The sequence below is a fragment of the Streptomyces sp. NPDC049597 genome (genome assembly GCF_040675505.1).
Taxonomy (GTDB): domain Bacteria; phylum Actinomycetota; class Actinomycetes; order Streptomycetales; family Streptomycetaceae; genus Streptomyces.
The window spans coordinates 1-25,559 of sequence record NZ_JBFAOY010000036.1; the positions used below are offsets into that span (position 1 = coordinate 1).

Consider the following 25,559-nt stretch of genomic DNA (forward strand, 5'->3'; position numbering starts at 1 on the left):
GGCCGAGACCTGGGTGAGTATGTCGATGCAGTAGACGTCCTCGTCGACCATCCGCTGCAGGCCCCGGATCCGCCGCCGCACCCACGGCCCGGTACCCGGCGCGACCCGCCGGGTGCCGGGCCGCACGCTCGTCACCCACAGGGAGTCAGACATGCCCAACTCCGCGCCGCACCGGGACATACCCGCAGGCGACGACAACGAAGGGACGCCCGGGGCCGAGGACTCCGGCGTCCTCCGGCAGACCGACCTCCGCCCCTTCATGGCCGCTTTCCCCTCCGGGGTCTCGGTGGTCACCACCCTCGACGCCGACGACCGGCCCCGCGGCCTGACATGCAGTTCGCTGGCGAGCGTCGCGCTCGCCCCGCCCACCCTGGTGGTCTGCATCCGGACCGCGAGCCCCACGCTCCAAGCACTCGTCGAGCAGGGCCAGTTCGCGCTCAACCTGCTGCACGAACGGGCCCGCGTGACCTCGGACCTGTTCGCCTCCGGGGCGCCCGACCGCTTCGAGCGCACGGAGTGGCGGCTGCCGCTGGGCGCGAGCGGTCCGCACCTGATCGCGGCCGCCCACGCCATCGCCGACTGCACGGTCGTGAAGACGGTCGCGTTCGGCGACCACACGGCCGTCTTCGCGGAGGCGAGCCGGGTGACGGTCCGCCCCGCCGCGCAGCCGCTGCTGTACGGCCTGCGCCGCTACGCGGGATGGTCCGACGCCGTCTCGGTGCCGCAGCCGGCGGCGATCACGCCCGCTCCGCCCGCACCTCCCGTGCTGCCGCCCGAAGGAGCCGCCGGTGTCCGCCGCTGACCCGCTTCCCGCACTGCTGGTCGCCGTGCCGGTGGTGATACTCGCCTGCCAGACGGGCGCGGTCCTCCTCAGACGCCTCGGCCAGCCACCCGTGATAGGCGAGATCGCGATGGGCATCCTCCTCGGCCCGTCGCTGGTCGGCTGGCTTTGGCCCGAGGCGCATCACTGGCTGTTCCCGGAGTCGGTGCTGCCGTACACCTCGGTCCTGGGACAGCTCGGCCTGCTGGCCTTCATGTTCCTCGTCGGCCTCGAACTGGACCTCGGCGCGCTGCGCGGCCACTCCCGGATCGCGGTGGCCGTCAGCAGCGCGGGCATGCTGCTGCCGCTGGGGCTCGGCGCGCTGCTTGCCGTCGGCATGTACGGTCAACTCGCCCCCGAAGGGGTCGGTTTGACGCCCTTCACGCTGTTCGTGGCGGTCGCCATGAGTGTCACGGCCTTCCCGGTGCTGGCCCGGATCCTGGTGGACCGCGGCCTGTACGGGACGCCCCTGGGTGCGCTCGCGATGGCCTGTGCGGCGGCCGACGACGTGGCCGCCTGGTCCCTGCTGGCTCTGGTGGTGGCCCTGGCCTCGGCCGGCTCCCCGCTGGACGCGGTGACGACGGCCGGCCTCGCGGTGGCCTTCGCCGCCGCCATGGTGCTGGTGGTCCGCCCGCTGCTCGCGCGGTGGGCGGCGGCACGGGCGGACCGGACGAACGACGGGGTGCTCCTGGTCCTGTTGTTCAGCGGGCTGTGCCTGTCCGCGCTCGTGACGGACCTGGTCGGGGTGCACACGCTGTTCGGGGCCTTCCTGTTCGGCGTGGTCACTCCGCGCGGGCATCGCCGCATCGAGGCGTCGGCCGCCCGGCTGCGCGCCGTGGCGGTGCCCGTGCTGCTGCCGCTGTTCTTCGTCCACACCGGGCTGCGTACGGAGATCGGGGCCCTGGCCGCCGACCCGGTGCAGTGGCTGTGGGCGGGTGCGGTGCTCGCGGTCGCGGTGCTCGGCAAGTGGGGCGGTGCGGCGGGGGCCGCCCGCGCCTGCGGCCGCTCCTGGCGTGAGGCCCTGTCGGTCGGCGCCCTGATGAACTGCCGGGGCCTGACGGAGCTGGTGGTGCTGAACATCGGCCTGGAACTCGGGGTCATCGGCCCGGAACTGTTCACGATGCTCGTCCTGATGGCGCTGATCACCACGGCGGTCACGTCACCGGCCGTGAGCCGCTTCCAGTCCCGGAAGCCGTCGCTCCCGGCTCCCCCGGCGGCCCCGGCGCCCGCACCGGCGGCCGTGTCCGGCACGTGAGGCAGTCCCGGATCCGCTCTGATCCGCCCGGCCGGCGAGCGCGTGCTCGCCGGCCGGGCGGCGCCTCTCACGACGGCCGCCCCCGTCATGGCGTCCTGGCGCGTCGCCTCACGGGACGGCCGTGGGGTCGGGCTCGGGTCCGGTGCCCGGTGCGCTGAGCGCGTCGAGCCGGCGACGGCGGGCCAGCCACAGCACGACCGCCGCGTAGAGGACGAGCATCACCACGTCCACGGCGAAACCCAACGGCTCCATGTCGGCGGCCGTCTCGTCGGACGCGAGCGCCCCGGCGATCGCCGCCGCGATGCCCATGGCGAGCAGGTTGTTGAGAACGTGCAGCGCGATCGCGGCCTCGAGTCCCCCCGTACGTACGGTCAGCACTCCCGTGACCAGCCCGAAGACGACCAGGTCGGCGAAGCCCCAGGGAGTCCCCCAGCCATGGGCCGCGGCGAAGAGCACCGACTGCGGCACGACCGCGATCCAGGGTGAGCGGCACCAGGCGCCGACCGCCTGCACCAGCCAGCCCCGGCACACGTACTCCTCGGCCGCGGCCTGGAACGGCACCAGCGCGCACACCATCGCGAGGCCGAGGAGGAAGGACGACAGCCCCGCCCACACCACGTCCTCACTGTCGCCTGTGGGACCGGGCAGCAGCACGGAGATCCCCAACGCCGCGGCGACCAGCGGAAGTCCGGCCACGAGGCACGTCCCCAGCCAGCGCCACCGCAGATGACCGGCGACGGACGACACGGTCCCGGCCGGCCTTCGCTGTGTCCAGCGCGCGGCCAGCAGCACGGGAGGAATCGCGACGGCGATGCTCAGCAGGAGAATCGCCGCGTCGCCGATGTCACCCCAGGAACGCCAGCCCTCCGCGTCGGCGGGGCGGTCCGTCGCCATCCCCGCGAGCTCGACGAGGACAAGCAGCACCAGCATCGAGAGCATGGTGCCGCCGACCACCACGAGCGTCCCGAGCAACGGCCGCCACCAGCGGTGCCGATGGGTCACCCGGGCGAGCCGGTGGTACGGCAGCGGCACGGCGGGCGGGTGGCCGGGGGGCGGCGGGCCGACGACGTACGTCGTCCTGTCGGTCGTCATGGGCATCAGCATTCCGGTGGTCGACGGCCGCAGCGTCGGCCATGAGCACGACCATCGTCTCCGACCCAGGTCTGACGGTCCGAGCCGGGGGGGCGCACAGGCGTCAACAGGCCCGTAGGCTCCGGCACATGAAGCGGAGGGGGAATCGGCGGTCAGGGGCCGCCGGCCGTGACGCGGAGCAGCGGTTTGCGGAGCGTCTGGCAGCTGCGTGGTCCTGGGGCCCCGATCCCGTCAAGACGCTCCTGTTCGTGCTGTTGGCACCGGCGCTCCTGCTCGCGGGAACGCTGGGAGGCATGGACTGGACGTGGTGGCAGCGGCTGCTCGCGGGCGTGGGCGGGCTGGTGCTGACCACGTACGTCCTGCTCGTTCTCCTCGGTCTGCGCCGGATCCGGCGCAACCGGAAGGCGCAGGCCCGCAGGGCGCCCTGAGGCCGGCGTCCCGGCGAGGGCCGCGTACGGCAGGGGCCGGGGGTGGGGCCGCGGGCGAAACATGCCCACCGGCCCCACCGGCGTCGGGAGACGGCCGGCCGGCACCGCGGGGTCAGGGCGCGGTGTCGAGGTCCACGTCGAGGTCCTCGGTCTCCGTCCAGAAGCCGTCGTCCGCTTCCTGGAGCCGGGAGGCGGCGTGCTTCATGTGGCGCCGCGCGGCGGCGCGCGCCGCCGCGCCGTCGCCGGCCTCGATGGCGGCCAGGATGGCGTGGTGCTCCTGCCGGACCGCTTCGATGAAATCGCGGTGCCGCGCCTCGTTCGCGCGCGTGACGCGGATACCGCTGCGCAGCACCTCGCCGAGGTACCGCACGGTCGAGACCATCACCGCGTTGCCGGTCGACTCCGCGATCGACCGGTGGAAGGCGAGGTCCTCGTCCACGCCGTCGCCCCCGGACGCGACCGCGGCGTCGATCGCGTCCAGGGCCTGACGCATCCGGGCCAGGTCGCCCGGCGTGGCCCGGGCGGCCGCGAGGTGGGCGGCCTCGCCCTCCATGGCGCGGCGTACCTCCACGATCTGCAGCACCTTGGACTTGGTGTCGGCGGACTCGGCCTCCAGGTCGAGCGGCCGGGTGCGGCGGGGCATGACGAAGACGCCGAGCCCCTGCCGCGGTTCGACCAGCCCCGCGTTGCGGAGCCTCGACACGGCCTCGCGCACCACCGTGCGGCTGACACCCAGTTGCTTGACCAGCTCGACCTCGGTCGGCAGTTTGTCGCCTTCCGCCAGTCGCCCGGACTCGATCTCCTCCGAGAGCATCGCGGCGACCTGATCCGCGAGCCGGACAGGACCGCTCACCTTCGGAAACATGGACGTCAGTCTATCGGCGGGTCCCGATCGCCCGGGCTTGGAGGAGTCCGCCGGCCACCGCGTCCGCGTGGTCGTCGATGTAGTCCCGCACGACCGACGAGAAGCTCGGGTCGGGCTCCAGCCCGAGGGAGGCCGCGCGCGCGTTGTCGAAGACGGCGGGCCACGAGCCGACGATCGCCTCGACCCGGGGATCGGGTGCGATCGTCACCAGGTCCGCGACGGCGTCGCCGGCCACCTCCCGCAGCGTGGTCAGCATCTCGGCGACCGTGACGGTCAGTGCCGGGAGGTTGACCGGCACCCCGCCGGCGAGCCGGCCCGGCCCTCCCCCTGAGCCTTCGGCCAGGGGGTACCCCCCTCTCGCTTCGCTCGCGCGCTCGGCCTCGGCGACTCGGAGGATGCCCTCGACCGTACGGCGCGGGGAGGCCAGGGCGACCCGCAGGTCGGGACGCACCGGGCAGGTCGCGGGGAGGCCCGCGAGGGGTTCGCGGATGATGCCGGACAGGAAGCCCGAGGCGGCCGCGTTCGGCTTGCCCGGCCGCACCGACACGGTCATCAGGCGGGCGACGCGTCCGTCGACGAAGCCGCGGCGGGTGTACTCCGCGACCAGTTGCTCGCAGACGAGCTTCTGGGTGCCGTAGCTCGACCGCGGCGTGGGCAGGGTCGACTCGCTGACCACCGGCGGCAGGGGCAGCGCCGGGTCGGAGCCGTAGACCGCGACACTGCTGGAGAACACCACCAGCGGCGTCGGCCCGCCGGCGGCCGACTGGGCCCGGGCGGCTTCGAGCAGCGCCCGGGTCGTGTCCACGTTGGCGCTCATGCCGAGGTCGAAGTCGGCCTCGCACTCGGCCGAGACCGCGGAGGCGAGGTGGATCAGCACGTCCACGGGCTCCGCGAACACCGCGTCGAGCCGGTCGGCGAGGTCGCCCTCCACGACGTCCACCAGCGGGTCGGCCGCCTCCGGCGACTCGGGCAGGACGAACCGGTCGGCGAGCACCAGCCGGCCGATCGGCGCGCCGCGGAACGTGCGCGTCCTGAGCAGGGCGCCGGTGACCTGCCGTCCGAGGAAGCCGAAGCCACCCGTGATGACGATCCTCATGCGCTGTCTCCTCGGTAGTTCTTCAGCCAGCCGAGACCTTCGCTCGTGCCGGCGCGGGGGCGGTACTCGCAGCCGATCCATCCGTCGAAGCCCAGGTCGTCGACGACATCGAACAGGTGGCCGTGGTCGACCTCGCCCCGGTCGGGCTCGTGACGGTCGGGGACGCCGGCGATCTGCAGATGGCCGACCCGGCCGGTCGGCAGGTCGCGGCGCAGGGTGGTGGTGAGGTCGCCCTCGACGATCTGGCAGTGGTAGAGGTCGAGCTGCACCTTCAGATTCGGCGCGCCCACCTCCCGCACCACGGCGTGGGCCTCGGCCTGGGTGGTCAGGAAGTAGCCCGGCATGTCGCGGCGGTTGATCGGCTCGACCAGGATGTCGACGCCCGCCGCGGCGGCCTGCTCGGCGGCCCGGGCGAGGTTGGCCGTGTAGGTGGCGCGGCACTCGACCTGCTGCTCCGGCGTCGCGCCGGGCGGTACCAGCCCGGCCATGACGTGCACGCGGGGGCAGTCCAGCGCGGCGGCGTACTCCAGGGCGCGGCCGATGCCGGAGAGGACCTCCGCCTCGCGGCCGGGCAGCGCCGCGATGCCGCGCTCTCCGGACTGCCACGCGCCGGGAGGCGCGTTGAAGAGCACCTGCTGCAGGCCGTGGTCGTCGAGCCTGCGGCGCAGTTCTTCGGCGTCGTGCTCGTAGGGGAAGAGGTACTCGACGGCCTGAAAGCCGTCCTCGGCCGCGGCGGCGAAGCGGTCGAGGAAGTCGTGTTCGGTGTACATCATGGACAGGTTCGCGGCGAACCTCGGCATGCTTGCTCCTGTGTTCGAACCGGTGCCGGGCCCGGTCGACGGGCCCGGCACCGGGACCGGGGTCAGCGGTTGACGACCTGCTTCTTGGTGGTGAGCACCGCGCCGGCGCCGATCACGAGGCTGAGCGCCAGGATGTACATCGGGAGCGACGTCGAGCCGGTGGCGTCCTTGACGGCGCCGATCATGTAAGGGCTGACGAAGCCGGCGAGGTTGCCCACCGAGTTGATCGCGGCGAGGCCGGCCGCGGCGGCGGTGCCGCCGAGGAACGCGGTGGGGAGCGACCAGAACAGGGGCGCGCAGGTCAGCACGCCGGCCGCGGCGAAGGACAGGGCGATCAGGGACAGCACGGTCGATCCGGACCAGGAAGCGGCCAGCGAGAAGCCGACGGCGCCCATGAGGGACGGGACGACCAGGTGCCAGCGGCGCTCGCGGCGCTTGTCCGCCGAGCGGCCGACGAGGTTCATCGCGACGAGTGCGGCCAGGAACGGCACGGCGCTGAGCACCCCGATCGTCAGGTTGCTCTTGATGCCGGTGGACTGGACGAACGTGGGCATCCAGAACGTCAGCGCGTACTGGCCCATCACGAAGCAGAAGTAGATGAGGCACATCAGCCACACCTTGGGCTCGCGGAAGGCGTCCAGGACCCGGCCGTGCACGGTCTGGTGCGCGGTGTCCTCGGCGATCGCCCGCTCGACGATGTCCTTCTCCTCATCGGTGAGCCACTTCGCGCTGCGCACGCCGTTGTCGAGGTAGAACAGCGTGACCACACCGATGACGACCGCGGGGATCGCCTCGAGCAGGAACATCCACTGCCAGCCGTTCCAGCCGTTCGCGCCGTCGAACCGGTCCATGATCCAGCCGGAGAGCGGGTTGCCGAAGATACCGGCCACGGGGATGGCCGACATGAACATCGCGATCACCCGGGCACGGCGGTGGGAGGGGAACCAGTAGGTGCAGTAGAGGATCACGCCGGGGTAGAACCCCGCCTCCGCGGCGCCGAGGAGGAACCTCAGCACGTAGAACATCGCCTCATCGGTGACGAACATGAACGACGCCGAGACCAGGCCCCAGGTGATCATGATGCGGGCGATCCAGGTGCGGGCACCGACGCGCTGCAGCACCAGGTTCGAGGGGACCTCGAAGAGGAAGTAGCCGATGAAGAACAGGCCGGCGCCGAGGCCGTATGCCGCCTCGCTGAATCCGAGGTCGGCGGACATCTGCAGCTTCGCGAAGCCGACGTTGACCCGGTCCAGGTAGGAGAAGACGTAGCAGAGGACGAGGAAGGGGACGATGCGCAGTACGACCTTGCGGAAGACGGCGTTCTCACGGGCGAGGTCGGGGGCCTCGGCCGCCGTCATGGGGAGGGACATGGCGAATCCTTCTTGCGGCTCAGGGGATTCTCTGACAAGGGAGGGTTTGATCACCACGCGGCGTCGAACACAGTCCTCAGCTCGTCGAGTGCGTGGGCGGGGAGCGGCTCGGGACGGGGGTCGGTCATGAGCCAGAGACGTGCCGTCTCCTCGAGTTCTTCGAGGACGGCGAGAGCGGTGGCCGCGTCGGGGCCCCAGACCACGGGGCCCAGCCGGTCGAGCAGGACGGCCCTGATCGGTGTGCCGCTCGCAGCGCGGTCGGCGATGCGGGCGGTCACCAGGTCGGCCACGCGCGGGTCGCCGGGCCGGTGGTACGGGATGAGCGGGACGTGGCCGACCTTCATCACGTAGTACGGGGTGATGGGCGGCAGCACGTCGTCCCGGTTCCACACGCCGGCCAGGGTGAGCGCGACCAGGTGCGTGGAGTGGGTGTGGACGACGAACCGGGCCGTGGGGTCGGCCTCGTAGATGCGCCGGTGGAGCGCCAGGGTCTTGCTGGCGCGGTCGCCCGCGATCTGTTCGCCCCGGGCGTCGACCAGCGCGAGGCGCTGCGGTTCGAGGAAGCCGAGGGCGGCGTCGGTGGGCGTGATCAGATGACCGTCACCGGCCCTGGCGCTGATGTTGCCGGCGCTGGCGTGGACGTAGCCCCTGGCGAACAGGCTCGTTCCGATCCGTACGATCTCGGCGCGCGCCTCCTCGACGGCGGCGTTCACGGGCTCGGTCACGACGCCTCCCGGTCCAGCAGGTCGAAGGCGTCGGTGAAGAAGCCGGGACCGCCGAAGTTTCCGGACTTGAGCGTGAGGTGAAGCGTGTCGCCGCCGGGAAGCTCGGCCGCGCACCACGGCACACCGGGGTCGATCTGCGGTCCGATCCTCAGCCCGGTGAGGCCGAGCGCCTGGACGACGGCTCCCGAGGTCTCGCCGCCCGCGACGACGAGCCGGCGGACCCCGCGCTCCACGAGCCCCTGCGCGACGCCGGCCAGGGTGCGCTCGACGAGCTCACCGGCCTCGGCGGTGCCCAGGCGGCCCTGCACGCTGCGGACCGCGTCCGGTGTCTCGGTGGAGTACACCAGCACCGGCCCGTCGGCCAGGTGCGCGTCGGCGAAGGCGAGGGCCTGGCCGACCACGTCCTCGCCGGCCGCGATGCGCAGCGGGTCCACGCTGAACGCCGGCCGGCCGGAGCGCAGGAACTCCAGGACCTGGCCGTTCGTGGCGACCGAGACCGAACCGGAGACGACGGCCGCGTGCCCGCCGGCCGGCGGCAGCTGAGCGGCGGCGGCTGACGGCTCGAAGCCCCAGTTCGCGGGCAGGCCGATCGCCAGGCCCGAACCGGCGGTCACCAGGGGCAGCCCGGAGGCCGCCGCGCCCAGGCGCAGGAGGTCGTCGTTGGAGACGGCGTCGGCGACGGCGATGCCGAAGCCCTCCTTGCGCAGTTCCTCGACGCGGTCCCGGATCGCCTCGGTGCCCCGGGCGACGACCGTGTGGTCGATGAGACCGACCCTGCGCGTGGTCTGCGCGCCGAGGACGGAGACCAGGTTGGAGTCGGTCATCGGTGTGAGCGGGTGGTGGCGCATGCCGCTCTCGCTCAGCAGGACGTCGCCGACGAAGAGATGCCCCTTGAAGACGGTGCGGCCGTTGTCGGGGAACGCCGGCGTCGCGATCGAGAAGTCGGTGCCCAGCGCGTCCATCAGCGCCTCGGTGACCGGTCCGATGTTTCCGGCGGGCGTCGAGTCGAAGGTGGAGCAGTACTTGAAGTAGATCTGCTCGGCGCCCGCGGACCGCAGCCAGGCGAGGGCCAGCAGCGATGCCTCGACGGCCTCGCCCGCCGGGACCGTCCGCGACTTGAGGGCCACGACCACGGCGTCCGCGTCCACGGCCGGGACGGCGCCGGGCGGCGGCACGTCGATCAGCTGGACCACGCGCATGCCCGCGCGCACCAGGTTGTTGGCCAGATCAGTGGCGCCGGTGAAGTCGTCGGCGACGCATCCGAGTCGGAGGGCCATGTCAGATCTCCTCCGTTCCCGGCAGGTCGATTGCCGGGAAGATCTTGATCACCGCGCTGTCGTCCTCGGCCCCCAGGCCGCAGGCCGACGCCTGGAGGAACATCTGGTGGGCCGTGGAGGCGAGGGGGAGCGGGAACCTCTCGGGCCGCGCCGAGTCGAGCACGAGCCCCAGGTCCTTGACGAAGATGTCGACCGCGGAGAGGGGCGTGTAGTCGCCGGCGAGCACATGGGCCATGCGGTTCTCGAACATCCACGAGTTGCCGGCGCTGTGCGTGATGACCTCGTACAGCGCCTCGGCCGGAACACCGGCCTTGATGCCGAGGGCCATCGCCTCGGCCGCCGCGGCGATGTGCACGCCCGCGAGCAGCTGGTTCACGATCTTGACCTTCGAACCGAGTCCGGCAGTGTCTCCCAGGCGGTAGACCGTGCTGCTCATGGCGTCGAGCACCGGGTCCGCGACCGCGTAGGCGGCGGCGGAGCCCGACGTCATCATCGTGAGTTCGCCGGCCGCGGCACGCGCGGCGCCGCCGGAGATGGGAGCGTCCAGGTAGAGCACGTCCTTCTCGGCCAGGCGCTTCTCGAGCTCGGCGGACCAGCCGGGGTCGACGGTGGAGCACATGACGAAGACGGCACCCGGGCGGAGCCGGCCGGCCGCCCCCTCGGCGCCGAACAGCGCCGACTCGACCTGGGCGGCGTTGACCACCACGCCGACGAGAACGTCCACCTCGGCCGCCAGCTCGCCGGGCGAGGCGTACGCCGTCCCGCCGTCGCGGGCGAAGGCCGCGGCCACCTCCGGACGCAGATCGTGGACGCCGACGTCGTAACCCGCGTCGCGCAGGCTGCGGGCCATGCCGAGACCCATGGCCCCGAGTCCCACCACACCCACGCTCGGCCCCGCCGGCCTCTCCTGCTCGTTCATGCCCATCCTCGTCTCGCTGTGCTGTCCGGGACGTCGCCCGGCACTGATCCATGCGGCGATCAGGTCATATGATGACCTGAGGAGCTGATGACGGCTACTGTGATGCGCGTCACATTCAGCGGTGGCCGTAGCGGCGAAAAGCGGGCCGAGCCGGACGGGCGGCGCCCGGCCTTTGTCGCGGCCTCTGCGGCCCCGACTCCGACCACTTGGCCCACGGCCCCCGTCCCAGGGCACTGGGAAGTCGAACCGGCGGCGCCGCATGCGCAGGTGATCCGTCGCCAGGTGGAGCGGATGCTGTTCAGCTTCTACGCACCCACGGCACTGCCGCGGCTCGCCTCGGACACCGGACGGGGGTGAGGGTGAGCAATCCGCGGCTGCGTCGCGAGCCTCGGCGGCGTGCGCCTTGAGGCAACCCAGCGCATGCGCTGCACCCGGCCGATGATGAGTCATGGCCGCGGCCCGAGACGTTGGGGGACAGAACTGCGCCGGTTCGCGATGGTGGAGAGTCCGGTCACAGGCCGGGCCCGGCCGCGATGGCCGGGCCCGGTCGGCGAGGTGCCCCCAGCGGAACGGGGGTTACTTCGCGAGGAAGGCGAGGAGCGCGGTGTTGACCTCCTCCGCGTGGGTCCACAACAGGCCGTGCGGGGCACCCTCGACCTCCACGTAGTCCGCGGAGGGGAGCGCCCGGTGGAACGGCCGCCCGGTCCCCTCGACGGGCAGGATCCGGTCGGCCGTACCGTGCAGGATCAGGGCCGGCACGTCGATGGCCGGGATGTCGGCCCGGAAGTCGGTGTACCAGGTCGACGGGGCGGCCGCGGCAGCGAAGAAGCCGCCTCCTGCAGCGACGTTCCAGCTGTTGCGGACGGCCTCCTCGCTGATCCTGGTGCCCAGGTTCTCGTCGAGGTTGTAGAAGTCCTTGTAGAAGGCCGTGTAGTACGCGTAGCGGTCCTCCTTGACGGCCGCGACCACGCCGTCGAAGAACTCCTTCGGTGCGACGCCGTCCGGGTTGTCGTCGGTCTTGAGCAGGCAGGGCTCCAGCGAGGCCAGGAAGGCGACTTTGGAGACCCGGGCGGAGCCGTGGGCGGACACGTAACGGGCGACCTCACCGGTGCCCATCGAGAACCCGACCAGTACCGCGTCCCGCAGGTCGAGGGTCTCCATCACGGTGTTCAGATCGGCGGCGAAGGTGTCGTAGTCGTAGCCGGTCGTCGGCTGGCTCGACTGCCCGAAGCCCCGGCGGTCGTAGGTGATCACGCGGTAGCCCGCTTCGAGGAGCGCGGCGCTCTGCCGCTCCCAGGAGTGGCCGTCGAGCGGGAAGCCGTGGATGAGGACGACCGGCTGCCCGGTTCCGTGGTCCTCGTAGTAGAGGTCGATGGTGGTGGAGTTCTCCTGGCCCACAGTGATGTACGGCACGTTCTCGTTCCTTCGTCCGGATGGCTGGCGCGAACGCAGGGCCGCGCTCCCCCGTGGAGGAGGGCGCGGCATACGGGCCGCACGGCCCGTTTCGGTCGCCGCGGAGGATTCGCGGCATGCGCGCGCGGGTCTCACCACGCCAGGGCGAACGTCCCTGCGCCTATTGCACCCGAGCGCACCGCTCCTGGCCCGCAAGCGCAGGGACGTGTCCCGGATCCCGGCCTGATCGCGCGTGGCCGTCGGGCCGCAGCGGGGTCCTCGTACCCCTTCAGTGCCGCGGCGGGTTCCTGCGCGGTGCGATGGGGGTGCGGGGAAGGGCGGGGGCGGGCGACCGGTGCGCCTTCGGATCCCCCTGGCGGCGACCCGAAGGCGCCGGGCGTCGCCGACTGCGGCCACCGCGACCAGGACCGCCGGCAGGGCGCCGGTGGCGAGTGCGGCACCGGCGGCGGTGGACCGCACCGGCATGATGGCCGGGGCGTGTCCACTATGGTCGGGCCACCGAACAGGCACCGTTCGGTATACTGAACGCGGGAGGGAAAGTGCCGTGAGCGAGCAGACCGGATCGATCCAGGGCATGCTGGCCGCCAATCTCAAGCAGGCCAGGTCCCTTCACGGCCTGTCCATCTCCGAACTCTCCAGGCGCTCCGGGATCGGCAAGGCGACGTTGTCCCAACTGGAGTCCGGCAACGGCAACCCGACGATCGAAACCGTCTTCAGTCTGTCGCGCGCCCTGCAGATGCCGGTGTCCGACCTCCTCGACACCCGTCCGCCCGGCGGCGTGACGGTGGTGCGCTCCGAGGACGTCGAACCGCTCAGCGGCGAAGGCGTCGACCTGCGCGCGCTGCGCCACATCCGCAGCGACAACACCACGTTCGAGGTCTACGACCAGCAGTTCCGCGCCGGCCACCGGCAGCGCTCGCACGGTCACGCCGGCACCGAGCACACGGTCGTCCAGTCGGGGCGGCTGGAGGTCACCGTGGACGGCTACGAGGTCGCGCTGGGCCCGGGCGACTACGTGGGCTTCGACGCGGCGCTCCCCCACTCCTACCTGGCGACCGACGGACCGGTGCGTTCCGTGCTGCTGCTCCAGTACCGGGCCGGGCAGCCGACCGGGGGCGGCACCCCGCATTCGGCGCCCTGACCGGCGGCCCGGCAGCCCGCCGCGACCGCACCATTGACACCTTCCGTTCGGCACCCATAGCCTCAAGTCGTTCGTTAAAGCGAACGGAGGGGGACGATGAACGGAACGCACGTGGTCGTGCTCGGCGCGGGAATCGTCGGTGCCGCGTGCGCCCGTGAACTGGCCCGCTGCGGATTCCACGTCACGGTCGTCGACCGCGGCGCCCCCGCCGGTGCGACCACCTCGCACGGCGAGGGGAACATCCTGGTCTCCGACAAGGGACCCGGTGCGGAACTCCGACTCGCCCAACTGTCCCGCAGGCTCTGGCCGGAGACCCTGGCCTCGGTGGCCGAACGCTCCGACCGCGGCGCCCGAGCGGCTGCCGCGGTCGAGTGGGAGCCCAAGGGCGGCATCGTGGTGGCCACCACCGACGCGGGGGCCGCCGCACTGGCCGAGTTCGCCGCCGCCCAGCGCGCGGCCGGGGTGCGGGCCGAGTCCCTGGACGCCGCGGCGCTCGCCGAGGCCGAGCCCCGCGTCACACGTGACCACACGGCGGCGCTGCACTACCCCGAGGACGCCCAGGTACAGCCCGCCGGCGCGGCCGTCGCCCTGCTCACGGACGCGCTCGCGGCAGGCGCGTCCCTGAGGAGCGGCTGCGAGGTGCTCTCCGCCGTCACCCGCGGCTCCCGGATCACCGCGGTGCACACGACCGGAGGACTCGTCGAGGCGGACGTCTTCGTCAACGCCGCCGGCCCCTGGTCCGGTGGACTCGCCGCCCGGCTCGGCGCCCCGATCGCCGTCCGGCCCCGCCGCGGCGACATCCTCGTCACCACCCCGTTGCCCCCGACCGTGTTCCACAAGGTGTACGACGCCGACTACGTCGGCGCGGTGGGCAGCAGCGCGGAGGACCTCCAGACCTCGGCGGTCGTCGAGTCGACGCGCGCCGGGAGCGTGCTGCTCGGCTCCTCGCGCCGCCGGGCCGGCTTCGACGACCGGATGCGGCCGCATGTGCTGGCGGGGATCGCCGCCAAGGCGCTGCGTCTGTTCCCCTGCCTCGCCGATGTCGCCGTCATGCGGTCCTACGGCGGCTTCCGCCCGTACGTGGACGACCACATGCCCGTGATCGGCCCGGACCCGCGGCTGGACGGCCTGTGGCACGCCACCGGACACGAGGGCGCGGGCATCGGGCTCTGTCTCGGCACGGCGCTGCTCGTACGCAACCTCCTGCTCGGCGAGCCTCCGGCGGTCGAGGCGAGTCCGTTCAGGGTGGACCGCCCGGCCGTCATCGGTGAAGCCGGCCGGACCGAGGCAGCCGAACCGGCCGGGAAGGGCCGGGCCGGCGACAGGAAGAACGCGGAGGAGGAGGCAGCATGAGCCCCCGACGAGTGCCCGCCGGTTCCGACCCGGCCGGGCGGCGTGACCGCCCGCTGCGGATCACGGTGGACGGTGAACCGCTGGAGGGCGCCCACGGCCAGACCGTCGCGGGTGTGCTGCTCGCGTCCGGGCGGCAGTCCTGGCGCCGGGGGCCCTCCGGTGCGCCGCGCGGTGTGTTCTGCGGGATCGGCGTCTGCTTCGACTGTCTGATCACCGTGAACGCCGTGCGCGATGTCCGCGCCTGCCGTCGCCGGGTTCGCGACGGAGACGTGGTGACCACCCAGACCCGGGAGCCCAACGAACCCCGCCTGTCCGTCACTTCACCCACGGAGGAGAGGTGACACGCCGTCAGGTGACGGTAGTCGGCGCCGGACCGGCGGGCCTCGCCGCGGCACATACGGCTCTGAGCGCGGGCGCCGATGTGACACTCATCGACGCCGAGGAGCAGCCCGGCGGCCAGTACCACCGCACACTCCCCGACGCCTGCGAGGCCTCCCGCCCCGAGACGTCGCGGCCCGACCGGCCGGCGTTCGAACGACGGCGTCGACAGGTACTCGACCACCCGCGCTGCACCTGGTGGCCGCAGACCGTGGTGTGGGCGCTGGAACGCCCGGCCGCGGGTGAACCGGGGGCACCGCGTGTGCACGTGCTGCGCGGGCCTGCCGACGGCACCGACAGAGAACGACGCGTCCTCGCACCCGACGCCCTGGTCCTCGCCACCGGTGCCCACGACCGGGTACTGCCGTTCCCCGGCTGGGAGTTGCCCGGTGTGTACACCGGCGGCGCCGCCCAGGCCCTGGTGAAGGGCGAACGCATCGTCGTCGGCGAGCGTGTCGTGGTCGCGGGCACCGGTCCGTTCCTGCTCCCCGTGACCGCATCGCTGCTGGAAGCGGGGTCCCGGGTGCTGGAGGTCCTGGAGGCCAACGGCCCGGCCGCCCTGGCGCGCGGCTGGTCACGGCGTCCGTGGCAACTGGCCGGGAAGGCCGGCGAGTTCGCCGCGTACGCCGGTACGCTGGCCCGCCACCGGGTGCCGTACCGCATCGGCCGTGCCGTGATCGAGGCCCGTGGCGAGGGACGGGTCGAGGAGATCGTCAGCGCCCGGCTGCGCCCTGACTGGTCCGTGGTCCCCGGCAGCCGGCGGACCACACCCGTCGACGCCGTGTGCGTCACGCACGGTTTCAGCCCCCAGCTGGAACTGGCGCTCGCCGCCGGGTGCGCGTTGCGGCAGGTGTACGGGGGTGAGTTCGTCGACGTCGACGACCGTCAGCGCACCAGCCGTCCGGCCGTGTTCGCCGCCGGGGAGATCACCGGTGTCGCCGGTGAGCCCGCCGCGCGCGCCGAGGGCGCGCTCGCCGGTTGGTTCGCGGCGGGCGGCCGCACAGGTACCGCCGCACTCGCCGGCCTGCGCCGGCGGCGGGACCGGGGCCGGGCCTTCGCCGAACGGCTGGCCTCGGCCCACCCCGTCGGCACCGCCTGGCACGGCTGGCTGCGCCCCGAGACGGTGATCTGCCGCTGCGAGGAGACGGACTACGCCTCCCTGTGCCGGTCCGCCGCCGAGGACGCGGGCCACGGGGCGAGAGCGGCCAAGCTGGAGACACGCGCCGGTCTCGGCCCGTGTCAGGGCCGGATCTGCGGCCCGACCGTCGCCGAGCTCACCTCCCGGCTGCGCGGCGCACCGAAAGCAGGCCGCTTCCATGACCTGCCCGGGGAGATCCCCGTCGAGGGGCAGCCGCCCGCGAGTTGCCACCGCAGACCGATCACCCAGCCCGTCCGGCTCGGCGAACTGGCCGCGCCCGCCGAGCCCGACGCCTGAGCCGGGCGCACACCGCTCGTCCCGTACGGCCCCCGCCCTCGTAGCCCCGCTCTCTTCCCGTCCCCTGCCTCCCCCGCCCAGGAGATCGCTTCATGACCGGCACCAGTCCCAGCAACAGTCGCCTCACGGGCGTCGTCGTGGCCACCGCACTGCCGTACTACGAGCACGCCTCCGCACCTGCGGGTCTGGCCGTCGACCTCGACCGCTACGCCGAGCACTGCAAGTGGCTCGTGGACAACGGCTGCCACGGCGTGGGCCCCAACGGATCGCTGGGTGAGTACTCGTCCCTGACCGACGAGGAGCGCCGTACGGTCGCCCGCACCGCGATCGAGGCGGTCGGCGGCGCCGGCACGGTCGTCGTGGGCGTGCACGGGGCCGGGTCGCACCAGGCCAGACACTGGGCAGAGGCGGCGGCCGAGGACGGCGCGGACGGTGTGCTGTGCCTGCCGCCGACCATGTACCGGGCCAACCGCGGCGAGGTCCTCGCCCACTTCGAGGCGGTGGCGTCCGTCGGGCTGCCGGTGATGGTCTACAACAACCCCCTCGACACCAAGGTCGACCTCACCCCGGACCTGCTCGCCGAGGTCGCGCAGATCGACAACGTGGTCGCGGTGAAGGAGTTCTCCGGCGATGTGCGACGGGTGCTGGAGATCAAGGAGCGGGCGCCCGGCCTGGAGGTGATCAGCGGCGCCGACGACGTCGTGCTGGAGAGTCTGCTGATGGGAGCCACGGGCTGGTTCGCCGGATTCCCCAACGTCTTCCCCGCCGAGTCGGCCCTTCTGTTCGAACTGGCCACGACAGGGCGCCTGGAGGAGGCCCGGGCACTGTACGAACCGCTGGTCGCCGCCTTCCGCTGGGACTCGCGGACCGAGTTCGTCCAGGCCATCAAGCTCGGCATGGAGCAGGTCGGCCGGTACGGCGGCCGCTGCCGCCCGCCGCGCGGCCCGCTGACGCCCGCCCAGCGCGAGCAGGTCGCCGCCGACATGGCCCGCGCCGTCTCGTCGCTCGAGAGGCGGTCGGCCTGATGCGGTCGGTCCGTACGATCAGCGCCGTCGACTCCCACACCGAGGGCATGCCCACCCGGGTCGTCACCGGTGGTGTCGGCCCCGTCCCCGGCGACACCATGGCCGAGCGCCGCCGCCACGCGGTCGAACACCTCGACGGACTGCGCCGGTTCCTCGTCGACGAGCCGCGCGGTCACGGGGCGATGAGCGGGGCGATCCTCCAGCCGCCGACCCGGCCGGACGCCGACTGGGGCGTGCTGTACATCGAGGTCAGCGGGTTCCTTCCGATGTGCGGGCACGGGACCATCGGTGTGGCCACGGTCCTGGTGGAGACCGGCATGGTCACGGTCACCGAGCCCGAGACCGTCGTACGCCTCGACACTCCCGCCGGACTCGTCGAGGCCCGCGTCACCGTGAGGGACGGTGCGGCCGAGCGGGTCACCCTGCGCAATGTCGACTCCTACGTCAGCGAGCTGAACGCTGCCGTGGAGGTGCCGGGCCTGGGCGTCGTGCCCTACGACATGGCGTACGGCGGGAACTTCTACGCCATCGTCGAACTGGACCGGATCGGGCTGCCCTTCGACCGGGCACGCAAGGCCGAGATCCTCGCCGCAGGACTGTCGATCATGGCTGCCGTGAACGAGCAGAAGCGGCCCGTCCACCGGGTGGATCCGCTCATCGGCGGCTGCAAGCACGTCCAGTTCCTGGCGCCGGGCTCGGACGCCCGGCACTCGCGCAACGCCATGGCCGTCCACCCCGGCTGGTTCGACCGTTCGCCGTGCGGCACGGGCACGTCGGCGCGCATGGCCCAGCTGCACGCCCGCGGCGAACTGCCGCTGGGCGCCGAGTTCGTCAACGAGTCGTTCATCGGCACCCGGTTCACCGGGCGGCTCGTCGCCGCGACCGAGGTCGGCGGCCTGCCCGCCGTCGTACCGGAGATCTCCGGCCGGGCCTGGATCACCGGCACGGCGAACTATCTGCTCGACCCGTCCGATCCGTTCCCCCACGGATTCGTGCTGTAGCCCCCGGGCGGGCCCGCTGCCGCCCGGTCGCGGACCCGCATGTCACCTCGTCCTGCCGTCCGGGGTCATCGCCGCCCGGCCGCCGCCGACGCCCGCGGGGCCGCCGTCGCCAACGCCGCGCCGCGTCGCTCGGCGCGGCGCGGCGCGGCGCGGCGAGGGGCGGTTCCGCGCCGAACCGGCCAGTCCCTCTTTCCGGAAACCAAGAGAAGGTGCATGACATGAGCAAGCGCCGCAAGAACGGCCTCTACGGAGAACCCTCGCCCGAACTGTCCGCCCTGATGCGGTCGGGCTGGGCGGACACCGAACAGCGCGACCTGAAGCCCATGGAGCAGGCGCCCTACGCCGCACGGCGACGCGCCGCCCTCTCGGCCCGCTTCCCGGGCGAGCGGCTCGTCGTCCCGTCGGGCAACCTCAAGATCCGCTCGAACGACGCGCACTACCCGTTCCGCCCCTGCACCGCCTACGTCCATCTGACCGGTGACCAGGCCAGGGACGGCGCGCTCGTGCTGGAGCCGCGCCCGGGCGGCGGGCACGACGCGTACTGCTACCAGCTCCCGCGCGACACCCGCGACAGCGACGAGTTCTGGACGGGGGACACCGCGGAGCTGTGGATGGGACGCCGCCACAGCCTCGCCGAGGCGGAGCGGCTGCTGGGTCTCCGGTGCCGCGACGTGCGGGCCGCGGCCACGGAACTGGCCGCTGCCGCCCCCGTGCCCACGCGCATCCTGCGAGGACACGACCCCGTGCTCGAAGCCGCCGTGGACACCGACGAGGAGCGGGACGCCGAGCTCGAGGAGGCGCTGAGCGAACTGCGGCTGGTCAAGGACGAGTGGGAGATCCGCCAGCTGCGGGCGGCCGTGGACTCCACGGTGCGGGGCTTCACGGACTGCGTGCGCGAGCTGTCGCGGGCCGTCGCGACCTCCGAGCGCTGGGTGGAGACCACGTTCTTCCGCCGCGCGCGGCTGGAGGGGAACGACGTCGGCTACGGCTCCATCTGCGCGGCGGGCGAGCACGCCACGATCATGCACTGGACCCGCAACGACGGGCCCGTGCGGCCCGGCGAACTCCTGCTGCTCGACGCCGGCGTGGAGACGCACACCCTCTACACCGCCGACGTCACCCGCACCCTTCCCATCAGCGGCGCCTTCACCCCCGTCCAGCGGAAGGTCTACGACGCGGTGTACGAGGCGCAGGAGGCCGGCATCGCCGCGGTGAAGCCGGGGGCGCACTACCGGGACTTCCACGAGGCCGCCCAGCGCCACCTGGCGGAGCGGCTCGTCGCATGGGGCTTCATCGAGGGGCCGGCCGGGCGGGCGTACGAGCTCGGGCTCCAGCGGCGCTTCTCCATCGCGGGCACGGGCCACATGCTGGGTCTGGACGTGCACGACTGCGCCCAGGCACGCAACGACACCTACGTGGACGCGCCGCTCGAACCGGGCATGGTCCTCACCGTCGAGCCGGGCCTGTACTTCCAGCCGGACGACATCACGGTGCCCGAGGAGTTCCGGGGCATCGGCGTGCGCATCGAGGACGACATCCTCGTCACGGCGGACGGCAACGAGAACCTGTCGGCGGGCCTGCCCCGCAGGGCCGACGAGGTCGAGGCGTGGATGCGGGAACTCGCGGACTGAGTTTGCAGGCGACCGCCCGCGGTCAGGCATGCTCCACGGACCTCAGTCCCACCAGAACGACCAGTGAGTGCGCCCCGCGAGGTCTGCTGCGTGGTCGGGAAACGGTCTGGGCGGGTCATCGACGACGTTGTCCGCAGTCGACAGCACGTGCTCCAGCGCGAGCAGGTCCGTGTGCGACGGGTCCACGGGGGGACGCGCGACTGAGACGTGCAGCTCACTGCCCGACGCCGCCACCACTCGCGCACCGTACCGGTCCTCCCAACTGCGCAGCAGGGCACACAGCAACGGCAGCGGTGCCTCCGCGGACCAGCCGGTCAGTGCCAGTGCGTCACTGCTGCGCGAGGCGGGGACAAGCACAAGGCGGCACTCGTCCGGCCCCAACCGGCGCGAATCGAGGAGCCGGGCCAGCGTCTTCGACGCCGTTTCCCGAGGGGTCGGGCCGGCAGACGTGACGGGCATCGGCGGTGCCAGGCCCGGCCACTCCTCGAAGGGCGGCCCCGGGTCGTGCGGCCACGGCTCGACTCCTTCCGGCACCGAGGCCGGCCTCGGGTCCGTCCACAGCGGAAGCCTCCCGCGCCGGTACTCGGCGAAGTCCCCCGCCAGCGCCTCCTCCAGGCGAACGGCATCGACCCGTTCCAGACCCACGGCTCTGCCCAGGTCATCGGGCCGGCACACGAGGGGAACCAGACCGGTTGACCTCTGCTCGCTCAGCAGACGAGCCCACAACCGCTCGATGCCGTACGGGAACTCGTCGGAGATCCACACATGCACCGGGCCGCAGGACACGAACCGGCCGGAAGGCAATCCGTCAGGCAGGGCAATGCGCATGAGCGCACCGTAGACCGCGCCTCCGACATCTCAGCAGCCGCCGGAAGCACAACCCGGCAGCGGATCCTCGAGGCAATCGGCCGCTCCGCACCCTGATTCCCGCCACATCGCACGCGCTTGAGCAGCGACCGCAGTCGGGTGTGGACGCAGCCACGGACACAAGTTAGGTTAGCCTTACCTCAACAGCAGGGGCTCGTCTTGCGCGCCGCCCCGACCGGAGCCGCACCGATCCGACCCGTCCCGCGAGGAGTTGCCTTGACCGCCGCCGCAGACTTCGCCCCGTCCGAGCCGACCGCGGCGGAGTGCGTCCGCTCCGTGCTGGCCCGGGCAGTCTCCCTCTCGCTCACCACGCAGGGGCAGGACTACGACCTGATCGGCATGCACTCGGTGGGCAGCAAGGGGCTGATCACCCTTCACCCCCAGGCGGACAGCCCGCTGACCGCCCAGATCGCCGCCGCGCCGCGCGGCAGCCTCGCCGCCCTGCTGGAGTTCACCGACATCGCGCCGACGGCGCTCCGCGACCGCGTGCGGGCCAGGGTGACGATCTCCGGCTGGCTCGCTCCCGCGGACCCGGAGGACGGCGACGCGCTGCGTCTCGACCTGGCGCGCGTGACGCTGCGCACCGCGACGGGAACCCATGACGTCGGACTCGACGAGTTCACCCTCGCCGAACCCGACCCGCTCGCCGTCGAGGAAGCCGCGATGCTGACGCATCTCGCCGACGCCCACGAGGAGATGGTGGCGGACCTGGTCGCACTCGCCGGGACCCGGTTGCCGCACGGTGCGGTGCGGGCCATGCCGCTCGCCGTGGACCGGTACGGCATCACGCTGCGCTGCGAGTACCGCGAAGGCCACTGCGATCTGCGCCTGCTGTTCCCGGCCACGGCCCGGGACGCCGCCGAGGCCGGAGAGCAGGTCCGCCGGCTCCTGACGACGCCCCGGTGCGCGCACCACCGGCACCCTTCCGCGCGGCACTGACATCACCGCGGGAGACGCCGCGTTCGGGTTCGAACGGGCCACACCACGGACATGGAACTTAGGTTAGGCTAAGCTAATCGACATCGGGGCGCGGCTTCGCGCGCACGTCATCAGGGGGAATCACCATGGGCCTGCCGGCCATCGACTCCTACCCCATGCCGGGCCCGGGTGCCCTCCCCCGCTCCTGCGCCTCCTGGACCATCGACCCCGGTCGCGCCGCGCTCCTGGTCCACGACATGCAGAACCACTTCGTGGAGGCGTTCCCCGCCGGGCAGTCCCCGGTCGTGGAGCTCGTCGACAACATCGCGGCCCTGCGCGAACTCGCCGGGGCTCTCGGCATGCCGGTGGTCTTCAGCGCCGAGCCGGCCGCCCAACGGCCCGGCCAGCGCGGCCTCGTCGCGGACGTCTGGGGCCCGGGCATCGGCGACGAACCCGACGCGGCCGCGATCATCGCTCCGCTCACGCCGCGCCCCGGCGAGCACCTGCTCGCCAACGTGCGCCAGAACGCCTTCCTCCGCAGCCACCTCGGGAGGCTGCTGCGTTCGGAGGGGCGCGACCAGCTGATCGTCTGCGGGGTGTTCGCCCATCTCGGCGTCCTCCTGACGGCCGCCGACGCCTTCATGAACGACATCCAGCCCTTCGTCGTCGCCGATGCCGTCGCGGACTTCTCCCCCGAGGAGCACGCCATGGCCCTGCGCTGGGCGGCCCGGAGCGGTGTGGTGTGCACGACCGAGGCGCTCCTGCGCGACCTCCTGCTCAACAGGTCGCCGCGAGACGTTCGCAGGGACGCGTGACCGAGTCCCCGCGGCGGCGACCCTGCGGCGCCCACCCTGTGACGGCAGCCTCACACGTACCTAGAGAGACGGAAGAACATGACGGTAAGGGTCGCGGTGGCCGGCGCCAGCGGCTACGCGGGCGGGGAGATCCTGCGCCTGCTGGTGTCGCACCCCGGAGTGGAGATCGGCGCGGTGACCGCGCACAGCAGCGCGGGCCGGTCCCTCAGCTCCGTACAGCCACAGCTGGCCGCGCTCGCGGACCGGGTCCTCGACGAGACATCGGCGGCTGCCCTGCGCGGTCACGACGTGGTCTTCCTGGCCTTGCCGCACGGGCAGTCGGCCGCGCTCGCACGGGAGTTGGACCCCGGCACACTGATCGTGGACTGCGGCGCGGACTTCCGGCTGCGTGACGCGGCGGCCTGGGAACGCTTCTACGGTTCCGCCCACGCCGGGACGTGGCCCTACGGGCTCCCGGAACTCCCCGGAGCGCGGGACGAGTTGAAGGGCGCCCGGCGGATCGCGGTGCCCGGCTGCTTCCCGACGGCGGTCACGCTCGCACTGTTCCCCGCCTACGCGGCCCGGCTGGTGGAGCCGGAGGCCGTGATCGTCGCGGCCAGCGGGACGTCTGGTGCCGGACGGGCGCTCAAGCCGCGGCTGCTCGGTGCCGAGGTGATGGGCTCCATGAGCCCGTACGGAGTCGGGGGCGGCCACCGGCACACACCCGAGCTCACGCAGAGCCTCTCCGGGGTGGCGGGCGAGCAGGTCACGGTCTCCTTCACGCCGACTCTGGCTCCCATGCCCCGAGGCATCCTCGCCACGTGCTCGGCACGCCTGCGCCCGGACACGGCCGCAGCCGGGGAGCAGGCGGTACGCGCGGCGTACGAAGCCGCGTACGCCGGCGAGCCGTTCGTACGGATGCTGCCGCCCGGCCAGTGGCCGTCGACGGCCGCCGTGCTCGGCTCCAACACCGCCCAGGTGCAGATCGCCGTGGACGCGGACGCCGGCCGGCTGATCTGCGTGAGCGCCATCGACAACCTGACGAAGGGCACCGCGGGTGGCGCGGTGCAGTGCATGAATGCCGCCCTCGGCCTGCCGGAAGGGCTGGGCCTGCCCACGAACGGAGTGGCTCCGTGAGCGACGCGTACGCAGCCGCCGGTCCTCAGCCGACGACGATGCCCGCACCCCTGATCCCCCTGCCTCCGACGGCTGCTGCCCTCGGCGACGCGGGCGGAGTCGGGGGCACCGCCCAGGCCCTGGTGCAGAACGGAGAAGCACAGTGAGCGTGACCGCTGCCCGTGGATTCCTCGCCGGCGGTGTGGCCGCCGGCACCAAGGAATCCGGAGACCGCGATCTGGCCCTGGTGGTGAACCGGGGGTCGTCGCGCGCCGCCGCCGACACCGACGCCGCCGCCGCTGAACTGACCACCACCGAGCTGCCCTGGCTGGAGGAACTCCAGGGCCGGACGGTCGTCGTCAAGTTCGGCGGCAACGCCATGGTGGACCCCGCACTCCACCGGACGTTCGCCCAGGACGTCGTGGAGCTGTGGCACGCGGGCCTGCGCCCGGTCGTCGTACACGGCGGCGGACCTCAGATCAGCGCCATGCTGGACCGCCTCGACCTGGAGGTCCGCTTCGAGGCGGGCCTGCGGGTGACCACGCCCGAGACCATGGACGTGGTGCGCATGGTGCTGACCGGCCAGGTCCAGCGGGAACTCGTCGGCGCCCTCAACGCCCATGGCCCCTTCGCCGTGGGCATGTCGGGCGAGGACGCGCACACCATGACGGCCGTACGGCGCCCCGCGTGGGTGGACGGCCGGCATGTGGACATCGGTCTCGTGGGCGAGGTCGTGGCCGTGGAACCCGCCACCGTACGCACGCTGCTCGAGGAGGGCCGCATCCCCGTGGTCTCGCCCATCGCGCGGGGCGCGGACGGGGAGGTCTACAACGTGAACGCCGATCTGGCCGCGTCCGCGCTGGCCGTGGCCCTCGGCGCCGAGCGGCTGGTGGTGCTGACCGACGTCGAGGGGCTGTACGCGGACTGGCCGCGGAGCACCGAGGTGATCGACCGTCTGACGGCCGGTGAACTGGACGCACTGCTCCCCCAGCTCGCGAGCGGCATGCTCCCGAAGATGGAGGGGTGTCTGCGGGCGGTACGAGCGGGTGTCCGCAGAGCACAGGTCATCGACGGCCGGGTGCCGCACGCGCTGCTGCGCGGCGTCTTCGCCGAGGACGGACCGGGCACGACCGTGGTTCCTGACCCGGTCCCAAAGAGCGAGGCCGGGGAGGACGGCGCGTGACCGCCGACATCACCTGACGAAGCGTCACGGCACAGGCGAGAGCCGGCGATCCTCGATGCCGGACGCTGGGGACGCGGCGATGCCGCCAGGACGGGCCCGGAGCCGTATCGGCTCCCGGGCCCGTCCTTCGCGTTTGTCACGTCACAGGGCGCGGGCCAGAACGCGTGCGTTGCGGCGGGGGTCCAGGGACTGAGCCCAGGCCGTCGGCGCCGTGCTCGGGCAGGCCGGTGCGAAGCCGTGCCGCAGGAAGAGGCGGCCACTGCCCGTCGTCGCCGTGAACAGGGTGGCCAGGGACCGGCTCCTGGCCCTCGCCAGCGCGGCGTTCAGGAGCCGGGCTCCCATGCCGCACCCCTGCCGGTGCCCGGCGACGCAGAAGCTGTAGAGGACGCCGGCAGCGGGACGGCCGGCCGACGGGTCGGCGCGATGGACACTCAGCCCGAGGCACCCTTCGAGGGTTCCGTCGGGGGCCTCGGCGACGAGGAAGTCACGCGCCTGGGCAGCATATTGAGCCTGCGTACGCTCGCGCAGCGCTCCCGAGCGCACGAACGGCCGGGAGAGGGCGGCGAGCCCGGCGGCGTCGTCGGGCCGCGCGGGCCGAACGGAGAACGGGGGGAGGCCGGGTGCGAGCAGCGCGCGGGGCGACAGCGTGGCAGCGCG

The 25,559-nt window shown here is 72.8% G+C and carries 27 protein-coding genes; 15 read left to right on the plus strand and 12 right to left on the minus strand.

Translation table 11 applies throughout. The annotated features are described in order from the left end of the window. On the minus strand, positions 1-126 hold a 126-nt coding region (locus tag AB0K02_RS29140), incomplete at its 3' end, for a metal-sensitive transcriptional regulator (protein WP_365995576.1). Positions 127-151: 25 nt separating this feature from the next. Between AB0K02_RS29140 and AB0K02_RS29145 the strand changes: the two genes are divergently transcribed. Further along, a complete protein-coding gene (locus AB0K02_RS29145) occupies positions 152-802 on the plus strand; it encodes a flavin reductase family protein (RefSeq protein WP_365995539.1) in 651 nt (216 codons plus the stop codon). Continuing rightward, complete coding sequence (locus AB0K02_RS29150; RefSeq protein ID WP_365995540.1) at positions 789-2,075, plus strand: cation:proton antiporter; 1,287 nt, start codon at positions 789-791, stop codon at positions 2,073-2,075. Before AB0K02_RS29145 ends, AB0K02_RS29150 begins: the two co-directional genes overlap by 14 nt. 108 nt (positions 2,076-2,183) lie before the next feature. Here AB0K02_RS29150 and AB0K02_RS29155 read toward each other — a convergent pair whose 3' ends face one another. Then, a complete protein-coding gene (locus tag AB0K02_RS29155; RefSeq protein ID WP_365995541.1) occupies positions 2,184-3,167 on the minus strand; it encodes a CPBP family intramembrane glutamic endopeptidase in 984 nt (327 codons plus the stop codon). Between the two features lie 248 nt (positions 3,168-3,415). On the opposite strand from AB0K02_RS29155, the gene AB0K02_RS29160 reads away from it, so the two are divergent. Next, a complete protein-coding gene (locus AB0K02_RS29160; RefSeq protein WP_365995542.1) occupies positions 3,416-3,595 on the plus strand; it encodes a hypothetical protein in 180 nt (59 codons plus the stop codon). A 112-nt stretch (positions 3,596-3,707) separates the two neighbouring features. Here AB0K02_RS29160 and AB0K02_RS29165 read toward each other — a convergent pair whose 3' ends face one another. From AB0K02_RS29165 to AB0K02_RS29200, 8 genes are all read right to left on the minus strand, one after another. Continuing rightward, entirely contained in the window at positions 3,708-4,460 is a 753-nt protein-coding gene (locus tag AB0K02_RS29165; RefSeq protein ID WP_365995543.1) for a FadR/GntR family transcriptional regulator, read from the minus strand. Between the two features lie 10 nt (positions 4,461-4,470). Continuing rightward, positions 4,471-5,556, minus strand: a complete 1,086-nt coding sequence (locus AB0K02_RS29170; RefSeq protein ID WP_365995544.1) for an NAD-dependent epimerase/dehydratase family protein — start codon at positions 5,554-5,556, stop codon at positions 4,471-4,473. After that, positions 5,553-6,356, minus strand: a complete 804-nt coding sequence (gene otnI / locus AB0K02_RS29175) for a 2-oxo-tetronate isomerase (protein WP_365995545.1) — start codon at positions 6,354-6,356, stop codon at positions 5,553-5,555. The genes AB0K02_RS29170 and otnI overlap by 4 nt, the downstream gene beginning before the upstream one ends. Before the next feature lie 62 nt (positions 6,357-6,418). Next, positions 6,419-7,726: an MFS transporter gene (locus AB0K02_RS29180; protein ID WP_365995546.1), complete on the minus strand. Its 1,308-nt coding sequence runs from the start codon at positions 7,724-7,726 to the stop codon at positions 6,419-6,421. Between the two features lie 50 nt (positions 7,727-7,776). Next, entirely contained in the window at positions 7,777-8,451 is a 675-nt protein-coding gene (locus tag AB0K02_RS29185; RefSeq protein ID WP_365995547.1) for an aldolase, read from the minus strand. Next, on the minus strand, positions 8,448-9,728 hold the full coding sequence (gene otnK / locus AB0K02_RS29190) for a 3-oxo-tetronate kinase (protein WP_365995548.1): 1,281 nt from the start codon (positions 9,726-9,728) through the stop codon (positions 8,448-8,450). The genes AB0K02_RS29185 and otnK overlap by 4 nt, the downstream gene beginning before the upstream one ends. A 1-nt stretch (position 9,729) precedes the next feature. Continuing rightward, positions 9,730-10,647 carry an L-threonate dehydrogenase gene (gene ltnD, locus AB0K02_RS29195; protein WP_365995549.1) on the minus strand — a complete coding sequence of 306 codons (918 nt, stop codon included), beginning with the start codon at positions 10,645-10,647 and terminating at the stop codon, positions 9,730-9,732. Positions 10,648-11,223: 576 nt separating this feature from the next. After that, complete coding sequence (locus AB0K02_RS29200) at positions 11,224-12,060, minus strand: alpha/beta hydrolase (protein WP_365995550.1); 837 nt, start codon at positions 12,058-12,060, stop codon at positions 11,224-11,226. Between the two features lie 544 nt (positions 12,061-12,604). Here AB0K02_RS29200 and AB0K02_RS29205 point away from each other — a divergent pair. From AB0K02_RS29205 to AB0K02_RS29235, 7 genes are all read left to right on the plus strand, one after another. Then, on the plus strand, positions 12,605-13,201 hold the full coding sequence (locus tag AB0K02_RS29205; RefSeq protein WP_365995551.1) for an XRE family transcriptional regulator: 597 nt from the start codon (positions 12,605-12,607) through the stop codon (positions 13,199-13,201). Positions 13,202-13,297: 96 nt separating this feature from the next. Further along, positions 13,298-14,554 (plus strand): FAD-dependent oxidoreductase, encoded by a 1,257-nt coding sequence (locus AB0K02_RS29210; protein WP_365995552.1) that lies wholly within the window; start codon positions 13,298-13,300, stop codon positions 14,552-14,554. Continuing rightward, on the plus strand, positions 14,551-14,895 hold the full coding sequence (locus tag AB0K02_RS29215; RefSeq protein ID WP_365995553.1) for a (2Fe-2S)-binding protein: 345 nt from the start codon (positions 14,551-14,553) through the stop codon (positions 14,893-14,895). The genes AB0K02_RS29210 and AB0K02_RS29215 overlap by 4 nt, the downstream gene beginning before the upstream one ends. After that, on the plus strand, positions 14,892-16,367 hold the full coding sequence (locus AB0K02_RS29220) for an FAD-dependent oxidoreductase (protein ID WP_365995554.1): 1,476 nt from the start codon (positions 14,892-14,894) through the stop codon (positions 16,365-16,367). Before AB0K02_RS29215 ends, AB0K02_RS29220 begins: the two co-directional genes overlap by 4 nt. A gap of 92 nt (positions 16,368-16,459) precedes the next feature. Beyond that, the gene (locus AB0K02_RS29225; protein WP_365995555.1) at positions 16,460-17,392 is read left to right on the plus strand and encodes a dihydrodipicolinate synthase family protein; all 933 of its coding nucleotides are present in this window, start codon (positions 16,460-16,462) and stop codon (positions 17,390-17,392) included. Further along, positions 17,392-18,393 carry a proline racemase family protein gene (locus AB0K02_RS29230; RefSeq protein WP_365995556.1) on the plus strand — a complete coding sequence of 334 codons (1,002 nt, stop codon included), beginning with the start codon at positions 17,392-17,394 and terminating at the stop codon, positions 18,391-18,393. The genes AB0K02_RS29225 and AB0K02_RS29230 overlap by 1 nt, the downstream gene beginning before the upstream one ends. A 218-nt stretch (positions 18,394-18,611) precedes the next feature. Then, positions 18,612-20,024 (plus strand): aminopeptidase P family protein, encoded by a 1,413-nt coding sequence (locus AB0K02_RS29235; protein ID WP_365995557.1) that lies wholly within the window; start codon positions 18,612-18,614, stop codon positions 20,022-20,024. A gap of 42 nt (positions 20,025-20,066) precedes the next feature. Here the strand turns inward: AB0K02_RS29235 and AB0K02_RS29240 are convergent, their stop codons facing one another. Continuing rightward, a complete protein-coding gene (locus AB0K02_RS29240; RefSeq protein ID WP_365995558.1) occupies positions 20,067-20,852 on the minus strand; it encodes a DUF4253 domain-containing protein in 786 nt (261 codons plus the stop codon). Between the two features lie 255 nt (positions 20,853-21,107). On the opposite strand from AB0K02_RS29240, the gene AB0K02_RS29245 reads away from it, so the two are divergent. The 5 genes from AB0K02_RS29245 (at position 21,108) to argB (ending at position 24,902) form a co-directional block, all read left to right on the plus strand. Continuing rightward, on the plus strand, positions 21,108-21,830 hold the full coding sequence (locus AB0K02_RS29245; protein ID WP_365995559.1) for a DUF2470 domain-containing protein: 723 nt from the start codon (positions 21,108-21,110) through the stop codon (positions 21,828-21,830). Positions 21,831-21,955: 125 nt separating this feature from the next. Beyond that, entirely contained in the window at positions 21,956-22,624 is a 669-nt protein-coding gene (locus tag AB0K02_RS29250) for an isochorismatase family protein (RefSeq protein ID WP_365995560.1), read from the plus strand. Between the two features lie 78 nt (positions 22,625-22,702). Continuing rightward, positions 22,703-23,740 carry an N-acetyl-gamma-glutamyl-phosphate reductase gene (argC, locus tag AB0K02_RS29255; RefSeq protein WP_365995561.1) on the plus strand — a complete coding sequence of 346 codons (1,038 nt, stop codon included), beginning with the start codon at positions 22,703-22,705 and terminating at the stop codon, positions 23,738-23,740. Beyond that, the gene (locus AB0K02_RS29260; protein WP_365995562.1) at positions 23,737-23,886 is read left to right on the plus strand and encodes a hypothetical protein; all 150 of its coding nucleotides are present in this window, start codon (positions 23,737-23,739) and stop codon (positions 23,884-23,886) included. Before argC ends, AB0K02_RS29260 begins: the two co-directional genes overlap by 4 nt. Positions 23,887-24,023: 137 nt before the next feature. Next, entirely contained in the window at positions 24,024-24,902 is an 879-nt protein-coding gene (gene argB / locus AB0K02_RS29265) for an acetylglutamate kinase (protein ID WP_365995578.1), read from the plus strand. A 141-nt stretch (positions 24,903-25,043) separates the two neighbouring features. Here the strand turns inward: argB and AB0K02_RS29270 are convergent, their stop codons facing one another. Further along, a complete protein-coding gene (locus AB0K02_RS29270; protein WP_365995579.1) occupies positions 25,044-25,532 on the minus strand; it encodes a GNAT family N-acetyltransferase in 489 nt (162 codons plus the stop codon). Positions 25,533-25,559 lie beyond the last annotated feature (27 nt).